This is a genomic window from Bacillus solitudinis, assembly GCF_002797395.1.
Lineage (GTDB): Bacteria > Bacillota > Bacilli > Bacillales > Bacillaceae_D > Halalkalibacter_A > Halalkalibacter_A solitudinis.
This window is the reverse complement of sequence record NZ_KZ454943.1, coordinates 776,169-791,309: the sequence shown is the minus strand read 5'-3', so window position 1 is coordinate 791,309 and position 15,141 is coordinate 776,169. Positions and strand designations below refer to the sequence as shown.

General features: G+C 37.0%; 12 protein-coding genes. 7 read left to right on the top strand and 5 right to left on the bottom strand.

Annotated features, from left to right (window positions below; all coding sequences use genetic code 11):
• Nucleotides 1–87 precede the first annotated feature (87 nt).
• Together CEF19_RS03955 and fabF are read left to right on the top strand one after the other, a co-directional pair.
• Entirely contained in the window at nucleotides 88–1,026 is a 939-nt protein-coding gene (locus CEF19_RS03955) for a beta-ketoacyl-ACP synthase III (protein ID WP_100404871.1), read from the top strand.
• A 34-nt stretch (nucleotides 1,027–1,060) separates the two neighbouring features.
• Nucleotides 1,061–2,302: a beta-ketoacyl-ACP synthase II gene (gene fabF, locus CEF19_RS03950; RefSeq protein WP_198510237.1), complete on the top strand. Its 1,242-nt coding sequence runs from the start codon at nucleotides 1,061–1,063 to the stop codon at nucleotides 2,300–2,302.
• A 95-nt stretch (nucleotides 2,303–2,397) separates the two neighbouring features.
• Here fabF and CEF19_RS03945 read toward each other — a convergent pair whose 3' ends face one another.
• From CEF19_RS03945 to CEF19_RS03930, 4 genes are all read right to left on the bottom strand, one after another.
• The gene (locus CEF19_RS03945) at nucleotides 2,398–3,441 is read right to left on the bottom strand and encodes an LCP family protein (protein WP_227521908.1); all 1,044 of its coding nucleotides are present in this window, start codon (nucleotides 3,439–3,441) and stop codon (nucleotides 2,398–2,400) included.
• 143 nt (nucleotides 3,442–3,584) lie between these two features.
• Nucleotides 3,585–6,137, bottom strand: a complete 2,553-nt coding sequence (locus tag CEF19_RS03940; RefSeq protein ID WP_100404869.1) for a CBS domain-containing protein — start codon at nucleotides 6,135–6,137, stop codon at nucleotides 3,585–3,587.
• A 430-nt stretch (nucleotides 6,138–6,567) separates the two neighbouring features.
• A complete protein-coding gene (locus tag CEF19_RS03935; protein ID WP_100404868.1) occupies nucleotides 6,568–7,227 on the bottom strand; it encodes a hypothetical protein in 660 nt (219 codons plus the stop codon).
• A 166-nt stretch (nucleotides 7,228–7,393) separates the two neighbouring features.
• Nucleotides 7,394–7,987, bottom strand: a complete 594-nt coding sequence (locus tag CEF19_RS03930; protein ID WP_100404867.1) for a cell wall hydrolase — start codon at nucleotides 7,985–7,987, stop codon at nucleotides 7,394–7,396.
• A gap of 350 nt (nucleotides 7,988–8,337) precedes the next feature.
• On the opposite strand from CEF19_RS03930, the gene CEF19_RS03925 reads away from it, so the two are divergent.
• Nucleotides 8,338–9,054, top strand: a complete 717-nt coding sequence (locus CEF19_RS03925) for a CAP domain-containing protein (protein ID WP_100404866.1) — start codon at nucleotides 8,338–8,340, stop codon at nucleotides 9,052–9,054.
• Between the two features lie 114 nt (nucleotides 9,055–9,168).
• Here the strand turns inward: CEF19_RS03925 and coaA are convergent, their stop codons facing one another.
• Nucleotides 9,169–10,113, bottom strand: coding sequence for a type I pantothenate kinase (gene coaA / locus CEF19_RS03920; protein WP_100404865.1), 945 nt, complete (start codon nucleotides 10,111–10,113; stop codon nucleotides 9,169–9,171).
• Nucleotides 10,114–10,416: 303 nt separating this feature from the next.
• On the opposite strand from coaA, the gene CEF19_RS03915 reads away from it, so the two are divergent.
• The 4 genes from CEF19_RS03915 to CEF19_RS03900 all read left to right on the top strand — a co-directional run bounded on the left by CEF19_RS03915 (nucleotide 10,417) and on the right by CEF19_RS03900 (nucleotide 14,920).
• Nucleotides 10,417–12,570, top strand: a complete 2,154-nt coding sequence (locus tag CEF19_RS03915) for a type IA DNA topoisomerase (RefSeq protein ID WP_100404864.1) — start codon at nucleotides 10,417–10,419, stop codon at nucleotides 12,568–12,570.
• Between the two features lie 397 nt (nucleotides 12,571–12,967).
• Nucleotides 12,968–13,798: a DUF2268 domain-containing putative Zn-dependent protease gene (locus tag CEF19_RS03910; protein ID WP_100404863.1), complete on the top strand. Its 831-nt coding sequence runs from the start codon at nucleotides 12,968–12,970 to the stop codon at nucleotides 13,796–13,798.
• 64 nt (nucleotides 13,799–13,862) lie between these two features.
• Nucleotides 13,863–14,075, top strand: a complete 213-nt coding sequence (locus tag CEF19_RS03905; protein WP_100404862.1) for a YuzI family membrane protein — start codon at nucleotides 13,863–13,865, stop codon at nucleotides 14,073–14,075.
• 98 nt (nucleotides 14,076–14,173) lie between these two features.
• The gene (locus CEF19_RS03900) at nucleotides 14,174–14,920 is read left to right on the top strand and encodes a YjbA family protein (RefSeq protein ID WP_100404861.1); all 747 of its coding nucleotides are present in this window, start codon (nucleotides 14,174–14,176) and stop codon (nucleotides 14,918–14,920) included.
• Nucleotides 14,921–15,141: the final 221 nt, after the last annotated feature.

The following is a 15,141-nucleotide window of genomic DNA, read 5'->3' as shown; positions in this document are numbered from 1 at the left end:
GAAAAGCTAAACTATTATAAGATTAGTATCAGGTACTAATAATAGCCCGTAAGCGACTCGGTAAAAGAGTGAAAGGGGAATGAATATATGACTAAAGCGGGAATATATGGAATGGGAAGCTATATAGGAGATAAAGTTATAACGAACGCTGACTTCGAAAAAAAGATTGACACGTCAGACGAGTGGATTCGTACGAGAACTGGAATAGAAGAAAGACGTTTTGCTTCGGACGGGATTGAAAGCTCAGATATGGCTTATGAATCAGCGAAGAAGGCAATAGAGCATGCTGAAATTTCCCCGGAAGATATCGATTTAATCTTAGTGGCAACGGTCACGCCAGATATGGCGTTTCCAACAGTTTCAACGCAAATTCAAGAAAAACTAGGAGCTAAAAACGCTGCTGCGATGGATATAAGTGCCGCATGTGCTGGCTTTATTTACGGGATGGTGACAGCCCAACAGTTTATTGAGAATGGAGTATATAAACATATTCTCGTCGTTGGCGTAGAAAAACTTTCAAAAGTTATCGATATGGCCGACCGGAATACGGCTGTTCTTTTTGGAGATGGGGCTGGAGCAGCGATACTTGGACCTGTATCTGAACATCGTGGTATTCTTGCTTTTGAGTTGGGTGCTGACGGTACTGGTGGATCGCATATTAACTTAAAAGGACCACATATTGAAATGAATGGTCGTGAAGTTTTCAAATTTGCTGTAAGGCAAATGGGTGATTCCTCTATACGTGTAATTGAAAAGGCTGGCTTAACTAAGGAAGATATTGATTTTTTGGTTCCGCATCAAGCAAATATTCGAATTATGGAATCGGCACGAGAACGTCTTGACTTACCGATTGAAAAGATGTCTAAGACCGTACATAAATACGGTAATACGTCTTCTGCTTCCATTCCAATGGCAATGGTTGAAGAATTAAATGAAGGAAAGATTAAAGATGGAGATGTATTAGTTCTTGTTGGGTTTGGGGCAGGTTTAGTTTGGGGTTCTGTCGCCCTAGTCTGGGGACGTTAAGTCTCAAATATAATTGGAGAAGGAGAGAGCGTTGATGAATAAAAGACGAGTAGTGGTAACAGGACTTGGTGCAGTAACACCACTGGGACTTGATGTAGCAACAACCTGGAACCATGCAATTGCAGGAAAGTCAGGTGTGGGTCTATTACAAAGGGTTCCAGCAGAAAACTTTCCTATGAAAGTATCAGCAGAGGTTCTTGATTTTGATCCAGGCATGTTTATGGATAAAAAAGAAGCGCGTAGAATGGATCGTTTTACACAATTTGCGGTTGCTTCTGCACAGATGGCGTTAAAGGATGCAAATTTAGAAATAACAGAGGAAAATGGACCTCGCGTCGGTGTATGGATCGGATCGGGAATTGGCGGTATGGAGACATATGAGCAAAACTTTCACAACTTCCTTGAAAAAGGTCATCGCCGAGTAAGTCCTTTCTTTGTGCCGATGCTGATTCCGGATATGGCATCAGGACAAGTATCCATTATGACAGGAGCAAAAGGCATTAATTCCTGTTCAGTGACTGCTTGTGCGTCAGGAACAAATTCAATTGGCGATGCGTTTAAAGTCATCCAACGAGGTGATGCTGATGCAATGATTACAGGCGGCGCAGAGGCGCCCATAACGAATATGGCTGTTGCTGGTTTCTGTTCAGCCAAAGCAGTGACATTAAGTGAAGATCCGGACAAGGCTTCTCGTCCGTTTGATGCGAATCGTGACGGCTTTATTATGGGTGAGGGGGCTGGAATATTAATACTTGAAAGCCTTGAATCTGCTCAAAAGCGTGGTGCTAGGATTTACGCTGAAATCTCAGGTTACGGTGCCACTGGTGATGCTCATCATATTACAGCTCCTGCACCCCAAGGAGAGGGCGGTGCACGTGCAATGAATCAAGCCATTAATGATGCAGGTCTTAAACCTGAAGATATTGATTATTTAAATGCTCATGGTACGAGTACCCCATACAATGATAAGTTTGAAACGATGGCAGCAAAAACGGTCTTTGGTGATCATGCGTATAAGATGGCTGTTAGCTCAACTAAGTCGATGACAGGTCATTTACTAGGTGCTGCTGGAGCGGTTGAAGCCATTTTCACAATCAAATCCATTGTAGAAGGAATTATTCCGCCAACGATTAATTATGAAACACCAGACCCAGAATGTGATTTAGATTATGTGCCGAATGAAGCAAGGAAGCAGAAGGTTCGGGCTGCAATGAGTAATTCTCTGGGCTTTGGCGGTCATAATGCAACGCTTATATTTAAAGAATTCGTTGAATAGAATATGTACGAATGTTTACATCTATGTTAAAAATAAGGGTCTATCAAAGGTAACCCCACCTTTGATAGACCCACGTTTTTTTAGATTTCGTAATTTTAAGATTCTTTATCATCCTCATTGTCCTTGTTTTCAGAAGCTAAGGCACCGGACTTAGTTGAAAAAAATAGTTGTAATGCATCACGGTTTTTTTCGAAATCTAGTTCAAGGACTGCACCTGCATGACTATAACTTTTATCTGAGTAGCCATTTTCTACAGGAATTCGTAGTGTTTGAATATCATCTACTGGATTAAGAAGGAAGTCTCGTCCAATACTGAGCATTCTTGTTGTATTTAAATTGGTGTCAATAAAAGGCTCAACGGCCCCGATTAATTTCGGAACTCTTGTGACACCTGAGAGGGTCAGCAATTCATCTTTTAAAATATTCAGTACTTCTTGTTGACGTCCGACCCTTCCAAAATCATTATGACTATCGTTACGGAATCTTACATAACCTAAAGCTTCTTCACCATCTAATGTTTGCAAACCAGGTTGCAAGTCAATATTGGTTCTTCCTGATCCGTCTCGGTAATACATTCTATTTTTAATGTCGATCTCAATGCCATTAGGGGCAACCGTATCGACCACTTCAACAAATCCTTCAAAATTAACCATTGCATAATAATGAATATCCATCTCAAAGTTCTTTTCTATCGTTTGACGGAGTAATTCGGGTCCACCAAAAAAGAAAGATGCATTAATTTTATTATTAGAATACCCTGGAATTTCTACATAGGAGTCCCGCATGATTGAAGCGATTTTTGCATCGCCGTTCTGGGCATCATATTGGGCAATCATAATCGTATCTGTACGTGCAGCCTCACCTTCATCTGTGTCAACACCAATCAATAGCACGTTAATTGGTTCATTGTTTTCTGGTGCTTTTGCCTTAAAACTTGTTTCAGTATTCGTTGGTTTTGTCTCATTATTTGAAAGTTTAACTTCAGTGTTGGAACGGCCGCTTTCATATTGAATCATCGCGTAGCCAGCTGATACAAGAAAGAGCATTGAAAAAGTGACTAAAAACATCATAAAAATTCTTCGTCTCTTTTTCTTAGGTGTATTTGTTTGCCTTTTTTTACGACTTGATCGGGTATCCAATGTTCATCCTCCTCTATATAACACCCTATATTATAACAGAAAAAACGACAATTGCTGAGAAATTTCTGTGAACATGTTGTTTATTTTATTATGTCATTAGTGAGTTAGTTCATGACTAGTAAAATTGGACAGGACAATGGGTGTTAGTTCCTTGTATAAGTCTTGCTTACCCAATTTAACGCTTCCGTTTTGGTAGAAATTTTATCATCTAACATTAAACATTCTAGTTGTAGTAAACAAACAGAAAATAAGGGACCCTGTTTTAAACCTAAATCAATCAAGTCACTACCTGTAAGGAAGGATTTTAAGGTAGAACGTTTTCTCAAATAGTTGAAAAGAAAATGTCGGAGTGAATCCTCTGCTTGAAGCGCATAAAAAGTAAGGACGTTCTCTTGAAGAGGTTTCAAATCATAATGGATCATCCCATAAGACGTCAATTCAGAAAAAGAGTAGTTAGAAAGCATCAATAATTGTTCAATGAATTTTTTGTGGACTGATTTTTCTGCATACGGTTGAACCTGGTTCTCCCAATTCGCATTTCCGTAAACGAGACTTGTTAAGAGCATAAACCAATCGAATGTTTTTTCACCACTAGTTGAAAGCTGAGATAAGTGATGAAGTTGTCGTTCTGTTGGCTGTTTCTTTATTAAAACATCCCATACTCGTAAATAATAAAGGAGAGAAACTGTTTTAAGATGGCTTGCTTCTGAAAATAACAATTCTAATTCATGAATAATGCGGCTTCTTGATACATATTGAAGTTTATCTAAAGAGATGATAGCCAATTTTTCGGTATGATTAGATAAGCTATAACCAAACCTTGAAGCAAAGCGAGTAGCTCGTAAGATTCGAGTGGGATCTTCGACAAAGCTTAAATTGTGAAGAACGCGTATCTCCTTGTTAACTATATCTTCTTTTCCTTTATAGAAGTCAAGAATTTCCCCAAAAGAGTCTTTATTTAATTGCATTGCCATTGCATTTATTGTAAAGTCACGTCTTGCAATATCTTCCTTAATATTTGAAAGTTGGACTGTAGGAAGTGCTCCTGGCTCTGAATAGAATTCAGTACGACATGAGACGATGTCAATTTTTGTGGCTGAGGACGTAGTCCATGTGGCCGTGCCGAACGTATCATGCTCTTTCACACTCCCGTCAAAAGTATTTGCTAAATGATGAGCGAATGCTATAGCATTACCTTCCACTACTACATCTATATCTTCATTTGGACGTCCTAATAGAAGATCACGAACAAACCCACCTACTAAATAAGCTTGAACAAATTGGGAGTCTGCCGCGCGGCCAAGTTCTTTTATTAAGGTATACGTTTTGTCATTAATTTGTTTTTTTAATCTCTCACTTAAGTTTTTCTCTTTAATGATTTTTGCTGATTCAAATAACTCCTGGCGATGATGTTTGTTATGGAGGACTTCAATAATATCAGTTCTTGAAATAATTCCTAATATTTTGTCAGCTTGTACTATTGGTATGCGGCCAATATTGTGTTGAATCATCGTTTCTTGAATTTTTTCTAGGGTTGCTGTTGGTGAAAGCGTAATTGGCTTTTCAGACATATACGCTTTTACAGGTGCATGTCCAAGACCATGATGAACGGCCTTATCAACATCTCTTCTTGAAATCACTCCAACAAGCTGATTATTCTCATCAATGACAGGAAAACCAGTGTGACCATATTGAAACATCTTTTCTGCCACTTCGTTTATTGAAAGATTCATTGATACCATCTTAACTGGTGTTACCATAAAAAGTTGCGCGGAAATAGCTGGGATGATGACATCATCTAAACCTTCTGTAATCAATTTAGTAACAGGCGAACTCTGACTATTTTTAATTGTTGCAGACGCAGCTCTTTGATGACCGTCTCCCCCTAGGCGAAGGATAAGTTTACGGACGTTCACCCGTTCGGATTGGGACCGAGCAACTACATAAACATGTTTTCCCATTTTAACAATTACGAAGATAGCATCGGCATGTGTTGTATCTAATAATTTATGTACAATAGATGCAAGTCCTCCTTGATAGGTTGCTTGTTCAAAGCTAGTGACAACAATAAGTTGATCATCAATATGGTGTTCTACCGTCCTCGTCAAAAGCTGAGATAGGAGCTCTTGTTCGTTATTCAACAGCAGTTGATCAGAGAAACGATTAACGAGTTCTAAATCCATTCCTTGTTCAAGCAGATAGCTCCCGATAAATAAGTCGCTAGAAGTCGTCGTACTATATGTAAAAAAACCTGTGTCTGTGTAAAGTGCTAATCCAAATAACGTTGCCTCAAAAGAAGTAATCGAAATCTTGTTGGTCATAATTTCTTTCAGTAGTAACGTGACCGTTGCGCCTACCTCTTCAATATATGAATGTGCTGCATGTACTGAATTGTTAGTAATTGGATGGTGGTCGTATACAATGATTTTGATTTTTTTAGATAACATTTTTTGTTGCAATCCAACTCTTTGCAAATTTGCTACATCAACTAGAATAAGTTCACACACCTTATCCCATTCAATGCTATGAAAAGAGGAAAACTGAAACTGGTCTCGATAAATAGCGAGGTATTGTTTAACGGTTGGATGCTGAAGGTCAGTTAATACTACCGTTGCGTTTGGATAGAGCTTTTTTGCTGCATACATCGAAGCAAACCCATCAAAGTCAATGTTCACATGAGACATAATTACTTGCACAGTACTCTCCCCAATCTCTTTCTTTTAATACAGTGTACCAGAACAAATTCTAAGTTTAAAACTAATGAAAATTGAACAACTGTAATCTTACATTATACACGTTACAGCTTTGTTAGATACATTTTTTAATGAGTACACTAATATTCGAGGAAGGTTGGTTAACATGGAAAGGCAAACTCCGTTGCTAAAATAAACAAAATAGCGAAAACTACAAGGGTTGGTGAAATAGGGTAAGGAATGAAAAGATGAAAGACTATTGGGGAGAGAACGATTGAAAAATATATCAAAGGTTGTAGAAGAGATACGAATACTATCAAAGAAAATCGAAGAATTAAAAGAAAGCACCGGCTGTAATCAATGCTTAGTAGCTATTGAAAAAGGCCACTGAAAAAGGTACTATTTTCACCTTTTTTTCAGTAGCCGCGTAAACTTATCCTTCTTCTTCAATAACTAGACCTGTAATGGGAAGAGGAGCTTGTTCATATGGGTTAAGATCCTGGCTTGGAATTCGAATGTTCATAAATGATTGGTATTCCTTCAATATCATTTTTTTGAACGTTCCCATTAATTTGCTACCTGCATCCTCTGTATGCTTTAAGTAAGAGATAAAGACATCCGGGGAGAATTTGAGAAGGCCTGTGTCTTCTTCAAAAACCCCAATTTCAGCAAAGGAATCTGAAAAGGAATGGAAAACACTTCGAACATTTTGAACATAGGAAGTACTAGAAATTTTATCAAAGTCGATTACCGCAAGAATAGCTTGATTGTATTTTTGAACTAACTTATTCGTTTGATTTAAAATGAGAGCATCGTTTTTATCGAGGCTTTTAATCGCTTCGAGTAAAGCTTGTTCATGATGATAGAAATTTTTAAATTCGTGTTTCAATTCTTTTAATTTATCATAGTACAGGTCATACGAGAGTAAATAGTTCTCAGATGATTGTTGTGAGGGTGTTTTCATTTGGTCAATCGGTTCAACTGGTTCTACTTTATCTATCGCTTGATTATGAGATAAATTATTAACGAAGTTTGAATAAATACGATTGGCTCGAAGAGATGACATTCGGGAGGTTCGATTAATACGACTCATAATTGTTAACCGCCTTTTCTAGTTTGTTTATTATATTGATACATTCCCTATTTAATCAATATATATGTCATCAAAATGAAAAAAATTTAAATTTGTCTAAGTTATTGAAAAAAAAAGGAAGTCAAAAGTATTATATAAACCTTTGGACTCCCTTTTTTATTGCTTATTATTTGGCAAATACGTGGTTTCCAATAACAACGGTTTGTTGACGGGTGGCTACCCACCCGCTTGTAGCAGTACGAGGATTATAGAAGTATAAGGAACCACTCCCTTGTCCTCTAAAGCTAATCGCTTCATTAACTGCTTTTCTTGCTTCGGTGTCTGGTGAATTGTTAATCGCCCCATCCTTAACAGGTGAAAATGCATAATGACCGGATGGACTCACTTCGTAAACGACTCCGCGAACCGAATCTGGGAAAGTCTTGCTATCAACTCGGTTTAAAATGACGGTAGCGACTGCAACTTTTCCTGCGTATGACTCCCCTTTTGCTTCAGCATAAACAAGTTTTGCTAGTAGTTGGCGCTCTTGCGAAGATATAGATGTGGGTATTGTTAGACGTTCACCAATTTTAAGTGAATTATTGGTTTTACTATTAATACGTTTTATGGCTGCAACTGGTTGTCCATAACGTTGACTTAAAGAATAAAAACTTTCACCTTGTTTTACGATATGTGTTGTTGCTTGTGCAGAGACTTGCTGCTGATTTGATAAAAACATAAATGTACAGACGATAGATAAAGTAAGTAGTATCTTTTTCATTTCGTTCCTCCTCATAAAGTCTTGGTATCTACTAAATTATCAGATACTGTGTAGAAAGGCTGTATTTAAAATATTCCAGTAAGAAATAACCCTTTTAATAATGCTTTCATGACACAGTTGAAACGGTATTTTTACATTTGTGTAACAAACTATGAATCAATCTATAAAATTAACAAATGTAAAAAATATCTCTAGTTGAAAAAGGGTTATTTGGCTAATAAAAGCGAGATTAAGAGAGTAATACTAAATATGTAACGAGAAAATAGGAACTTTTTTCTAATAAAGATAGAGGATTTATGTGCTAGCATGTGAATAAGTACCAAATCCATAACAATAAACGGGAGGTTAACATGAAGAAAATTATTACGATAACACTTCTTAGTACCATTGTTTTTACGGGATTTTGGGGGCAAGCTGATGCTGCAAAACCTGAGTCTAGTGCTTGGAATGTGCAACAAAAGATTGTTTATGTACAATCTGAAAATAGTAAACAACTTTTTAAGTTAGAAGACTTTATAAATGAGATGAGTAAGGTTCATCAGCTTAAGATAAAGAATGGGAAGCTTGCTTACGAAACAGCCCAAGAAGAAAAGGTTGAGCAACCAAAAGAAAAACAGCAGGTGGAGAGCACGCAACCTGTTCAACAACCTACAACGACAGAGAGATATGACCAACAAGTTTCTTCCTTAACCGAAGTCGAACAACAAATGATAGATCTCGTTAATCAAGAACGTCAAAAGCAAGGACTTGTTCCATTAAAGGTCAACTTAGAATTAACAAAAGTTGCACGGATAAAAGCAGACGATATGATTTCAAATAACTACTTTTCTCATCAATCGCCAACTTATGGTTCGCCTTTTGATATGCTTGGGAAATACGGGGTAGAATACCGCACAGCTGGGGAGAACCTGGCTGGAAACCAAACTGTTGATGCGGCTCACACTACATTAATGAATTCAGAGGGACATCGTGCGAATATTCTCAGTAGCGAGTATTCAGAGATTGGAATTGGGGTCGTGGATGGTAGTCCATATGGCAAAATCTTCGTACAATTATTTAAAGGTTAATCTGAAAATACATTTGTCTCAAAGGTTATGATTAAGGGTTAGAGATTACTGCTCGGTACGAGTATTTGAGTTAGAACGGGTGGTACCAATATAACTATTGGTACCACCCGTTTTTTATTGTTTTTTCAATAATACATTGGTCACCTTATGACCTTCACCCTTTGTTAAGACTAAATCTGCTCGGTTTCTGGTTGGTCGAATATTTTTTTCTAAATTCACGCCATTAATATTTTTCCAAATATCTGTTGCAAAGTTTACAGCTTCTTTATCCGATAAATGGCGATATTGATGAAAAAATGACTCTGGTTGCTGAAATGCAGTATTACGAAGAATTTTAAAGCGGTCAATATACCATTCTAAAATATCAGATTCATCAGCATCGACATAAATAGAGAAGTCAAAAAAATCTGAGACGAACATATTGGGTATTTGACGATCCTTTTTGTTCACTTGCAGAACGTTAATGCCTTCAACAATGACAACATCAGGTTCCTCAACTATTTGAGTTTGATTTGGAAGAATATCATAGCTCAGATGTGAATACACAGGTGCTTCGATATAAGGAACTCCCGACTTTAAATCAGATAATAATTGAATCAGCCGTCCGATGTCATAGCTTTCTGGAAAGCCTTTTCTTTTCATTAATCCTTTTGCTTCTAATGTTGAATTTGGATATAGAAAGCCGTCTGTAGTAATTAAGTCAACCTTTGGATGATTAGGCCAACGTGATGCCAAAGCTTGTATTAATCTCGCTGTAGTGCTTTTACCAACCGAAACGCTTCCAGCAATCCCAATAATAAAAGGAACTTTTTTTGTTTTTTTCTGCAAAAAAGAGTTCATATCTTTGTGTAAATTCATCGAGTGGATCATATGTAAATACAAAAGCTGTGAAAGAGGCAGATAGACCTCTGAAACTTCACAAGCCGAAATGGTTTCGTTTAAACTTTGAAGTTGTTCCCGTTCAGATACAGACAATGTAACAGTTGTAGATGCAGATAATACTGCCCATTCTGCTCTGTTGAAGCAAGTGTAAGCAGTTGGTTTCTGTAACGTTTTCATGTTTGGTTCTCCTTTTTCTTCAGCCTGTTGATGATAGCTTTATTTTACACGATTAATTGGTATTGAGTAAGAGTTGTTTTTATAAGCGAACTTCCACGTATTTCAACCTATATCTAAGAAAAGAACATGAAGTACTTAAAAAGCCATTCTTTCTTTTTTATAAAAAATTCAATCTAACCATTAGGAAACTTTTACTCGGTTTATTTCGTTAGGTTATACTAAAATCAGTGTATACAAAATAATTAAATGACATTCAATTTTTAAAGTATAAAGAAGAGTAGTAGCTATCAAGGAGGAAATAAATTGACTAGAGTTATAATAGCAGAAAAACCTTCTGTTGCGAAAAATATTGCAGATGCTTTGAATATAAAAAATAAAAAAGACGGCTACTTTGAAGGGAATGGTTACCTAATTACTTGGGCCTTTGGGCATTTACTACAATTATATGATGCAAAGGATTATGATCTGAAAATGGCAAGGTGGGATTTGAAGAACTTTCCATTCATACCTTCTGCATTTCAATATAAGATTAAGAGCTCTCCTAAAGATAGAGATAAGGAGGATTCAGGTGCCAAAAAACAGTTAAAAATCATCTATAGTTTAATGAAAAGACCCGATGTCAAAGTAATTATATCAGCTTGTGATTTTGATAGAGAAGGACAAATTATTGGTGATACAATTATAAATAGTTTAAAAGTGAACAAGCCTATTGCACGTTTGTTGTTAAATGAATGGACGCAGGATGAAGTAGTGAAAGGTCTTAACCAACTTAGGTCAAACGCTGAACTCAAACCGCTCCAGGATGCTGGTATTAGTAGGCAATGGGCCGATTGGGTGATTGGAATAAATTTAACCTCGGTAGCAACGTTAAAGTATCAACTTGGAAAAGGATCTGCTCTGAATATTGGACGAGTTTTATTACCGACATTGAAAATTATTTACGACCGCGAAAAGGAGATTGAAAAGTTTAAACCTGAAACTTACTTTAAACTTTCTGTTTTGTTTCGGACAAAACAAGGAGAGGAATATGAGGGGACATATTTCGAAAAAGGAAAAGACAAGTTTACGGAAAAAGAAAAGCTTTTAAAAATAAAGCAGTTATTATCAAAGCATGCAACACTTGTTGATAAAGAAGTGGATAAAAAGCGCGAGTTCCCTCCATCTCTGTTTAATTTAAGTAACTTACAAGGATATATTACAAGTAAGTATCGGGGATGGAATTCTTCAAAGGTCCTTAAAGTTGCTCAAGCACTCTATGAAAAAAAGCATATTACTTATCCGCGTACAGGAAGTACAGTGTTAGAGGAAAGCCTTGTCGGCAAAGCAGCGAAGGTTCTTGAAAAGGTTAAGGGAGGTCTTCCTTTTGAAAACGAAGTGAGATTTACGAAATCCAAACGGGTGTTTAATACCGCAAAGGTCGAAAGTCATAGTGCTATTATTCCAACGTATGTATTACCAAAATCCTTAACAAAGGATGAAGAAATTGTTTATACCGCTATTAAAAACCGATTTATTATGCAATTTATGCCTATTGCAGAATATGAGGAAACAAAACTGACTACACGTGTTTTTTCAGAGCATATAGATGGAGTATTTGTTTCAAAGGGAAGGGTCCAATTGGTTGAAGGTTGGAAGAAAGTAGAAAGAGTTCAAACAAAAGATTCCCTTTTACCCCAGTTAGCTATTAAGGATAATGTTGAGGTTGTTCAACCAAAGATTGGCACCCATGAAACAAAGCCTCCTAAGCTACATACAGAGAAAACCCTCTTACGATTAATGGAGACATGCGGAAAAGGATTAGAAAATGAAGAAAGTGAAGAGATGCTAGCCGTGATTTTAAGTGGATATAGCATTGGTACACCTGCAACTCGTGCGGAAACAATAAAGAAACTCACCGATGTTGGTTATATAGTACCTGAGAATAAAACGCTCCGTTGTACGGAGCTTGGTAAACGTTTAGTGGAGACATTTCCAATTAGAGAATTATTTGATTTAGAATTTACTGGCCGCTTGGAAAAGACTTTAGCAGATATAGAAAAGCAAAAGTTTACCAAGGAATCCTTTCTTGAAGTAATTTTTGATTTTACAACGAAAGCGGTCGAAACAATTAAAAGTGAACAAGCGAAAATCATAAATGAAGTTACTCCGAACAAAAAATCGTTAGAAGTACTAGGTAAATGCCCGCTTTGTGGCGAGATAATTATCGAAGGAAAAAAAGGTTTTGGTTGTAGTGGTTGGAAAAAAGGCTGTAAATTTGTGATTTGGAAAAATGATAAGTTTCTAGCATCAATGAAAAAGAAACCAACGAAAACGATGGTGAAAACATTACTAAAATTTGGTTCTGTAACTGTAAAGGGTTTAACAAGTAAAAAAGGAAACAAGTTTGATGCTATATTACGCTACGAAAAAAGTCCGGATAATGACTACTTTAACTGGAAGATGGAGTTTAAAAAGTAGAAAGATAGAGGGCACGGAAAAAGGGTGTGATTTTCACCTTTTTCCGTGCCCTCTTAAGCAATTAGTGGAGACGTCGCTTTCTTTTAAGCCCTCTATGAGCGGGTTACTCATAGAGGACGCGCGACGATCGGAACAATTGCAATCTCTTGAGGATTTTAAAAAAAGGGTGTGATTTTCACCTTTTTCCGTGCCCTCTTATCCTAATTATACAAGAATGTTTTTTGAAATTTAACAAAAGGTACATTTAATTCCATGGTTAAAACGGTTAATCTACTAAAAAACTCTTGACTGTTTGCATTAGATCTCTCTTTCCATTGAAATATTTAGTCAATTGGTCAATCGGCGAGTCATTTTTTAAAAATTTTTCATAGAATAGGAATAAGAGGGGGAATGGGGAATGGGCGTTGTAAGAACCAACAAGTGGATTGAGCTTTATACGAAACACTGGTCTAAAGAAAGAAAGAATGAATGGTATATGTTGCAACAGCAAACATTCATTCATCCACTCTTACAGCAATTCCAAACGAAGGATGCTAACGGGCTCCATCAATATTTGCTTGAAATGGGGCTATGTCGTCCAGACGTTGATTTAAGTGAGACCTTGGAAACGTTTCGAAAGAAAGACTGGTGGAGGGTTATCCAGGAGCATTTTCACCTCTTGAAAGAAAAATGGAGTGGTCCTGAGGTTCCTATTTACCTTTTTCCAGTGGAATTACGACATGAAATGATTCGAACACATCTTGGGGGAAAGATGGGCTTGTCTCTTCCTAATTTAATTCTTCTCTTTATTGATAGTAATACAGGTGTGGACGATGTTCGAGCGCTACTTACACACGAGTATCATCACGTTTGCAGACTTGAAGTGACTAAGGAAACAGAAGAGACGATTACATTGCTCGAATCGATGGTTATGGAGGGCCTTGCAGAACTTGCGGTTGAAGACGTGATTGGCAAACATGCACTTGCGGGATGGACGTCCCATTATAACCAATTGTGGAAGAAGGAATGGGTTGAACGCTGGATTTCTCCACATCTTTTGTTAAAAGGAAGAGAGAAACATTTTCATTATTTATATGGATCGGTACAGCTAGGAATACCTAAATGGCTAGGTTATTATTATGGTTTTCAAGTTGTTCAGTCTGCAATGAAGAACGAACCGAACCGTGATACTGTTTTGTGGTTAAGATGCCCCGCAAAAGAGATTTTCGATAAATCCACGTACTTATAATAGGAGGTGTCCTAGCATGGGATAGATAGCCAAATAGGTCAATGCGAAATGGTGGGAATAACAAATGATTAGAATTTTTATAATACTAATTGGCTTGTGTCTTGCTGTTGCTGGAGGAATAAGTTTACTTGCTTATTTAAACTTATTAAGGACAGGGTATCATTTTCTATCTTATTTACAATTCATCATTGTTCGAATTGAATTTTATCTATTTGTGTTTGGTAGTTTGCTCACGATAGGTGCGTTAAGTCATCAAACGAAGGAAAAAAGAAAATGATAATAAATGTCTGAAATGATTTTTATGTAGTGGAATAAACTTCCTACGGCTTGCCTATACTGTGGATACAATTCAATTCACAGTAAGGGGGACTTAATATGGTCCATATTAGGGATGTGTGGGTCAATTGGTTTGAAGGTGAGGAAAATGGGTATAACGTGTGCAGTTTTATTGAGTGGAGACCCGAAGACCGGATTGAGATACTCGATCAAGCAATCCTGGTAAAAGTGAGTGAAGATTTATTTACTTATATTGAAAATGATATGGCAGAATTACCAGATCGTCTATTACTGGCTGTTCATAATCAAAGCTATTTGCGGAAGAATATGTCTCGAATTCAATTAGATTATTGTTTCATTGCAACTGATGGTAATCGAACAATCGCGATTGATACAATGGGGTATAAAACACCAATTAGAAAAAGCAGACTAACACCAAGACAGGAAAGAATGGTCCAAGAGCTACTAATGCAAAATGAGTTAGAAACATTCGTATTCGAAGAAAAGGTTGAAACAAAGGGATATCATATCCTTTCTCCTAAACCAGAGGAGATGATAGGCCTTACTCGCAAGGAAAGACAATTAAAGCAGCTTTTATATATGGCTTTAGACCAATTATACACGACGGGGCATGATGCGGAGGTTCGGTACTGGTATACTGAATGGGCCCCACAGGAATATGAAAGCATTCAAATAATGGACCGTGACGAGGCATGGGAAGGTTTATTTTCTGCTGTGAGTAGAGGTTGGACAAGCCAACATTATTCCCTATGTGAAGCAATGGTTAAAGGTCAAAGCTTTCTCGAAAAGCTTTGGGAATTAGAGCAAGGTGAAAGTGTTAAATAATCGAATTAAAGGGGGTGGTACCATAAGGACAAAAACCTTAGGACACATCCCCTTTTTTTGTTTGCACGAAGTGAATTAATTTTATATGGTGTATATGAAACCAATTGGTTTCATATGAAAGAGGTTATCATCTTCAACTTGAAATATCACTAGAATTAAAAAAATGGCTCTCTTTTTATGAATATTTTGGGATAATAAATTAGAGAAGTCGAAGCATCAGT

Excerpts from the sequence above, each read along its gene's own strand:
- CEF19_RS03935 (WP_100404868.1), bottom strand. The coding sequence starts at position 7,227 with ATGAGTCGTATTAATCGAACCTCCCGAATGTCATCTCTTCGAGCCAAT.
- CEF19_RS03955 (WP_100404871.1), top strand. The coding sequence starts at position 88 with ATGACTAAAGCGGGAATATATGGAATGGGAAGCTATATAGGAGATAAA.
- CEF19_RS03900 (WP_100404861.1), top strand. The coding sequence starts at position 14,174 with ATGGTCCATATTAGGGATGTGTGGGTCAATTGGTTTGAAGGTGAGGAA.
- CEF19_RS03930 (WP_100404867.1), bottom strand. The coding sequence starts at position 7,987 with ATGAAAAAGATACTACTTACTTTATCTATCGTCTGTACATTTATGTTT.
- fabF (WP_198510237.1), top strand. The coding sequence starts at position 1,061 with ATGAATAAAAGACGAGTAGTGGTAACAGGACTTGGTGCAGTAACACCA.
- CEF19_RS03925 (WP_100404866.1), top strand. The coding sequence starts at position 8,338 with ATGAAGAAAATTATTACGATAACACTTCTTAGTACCATTGTTTTTACG.
- coaA (WP_100404865.1), bottom strand. The coding sequence starts at position 10,113 with ATGAAAACGTTACAGAAACCAACTGCTTACACTTGCTTCAACAGAGCA.
- CEF19_RS03905 (WP_100404862.1), top strand. The coding sequence starts at position 13,863 with ATGATTAGAATTTTTATAATACTAATTGGCTTGTGTCTTGCTGTTGCT.
- CEF19_RS03910 (WP_100404863.1), top strand. The coding sequence starts at position 12,968 with ATGGGCGTTGTAAGAACCAACAAGTGGATTGAGCTTTATACGAAACAC.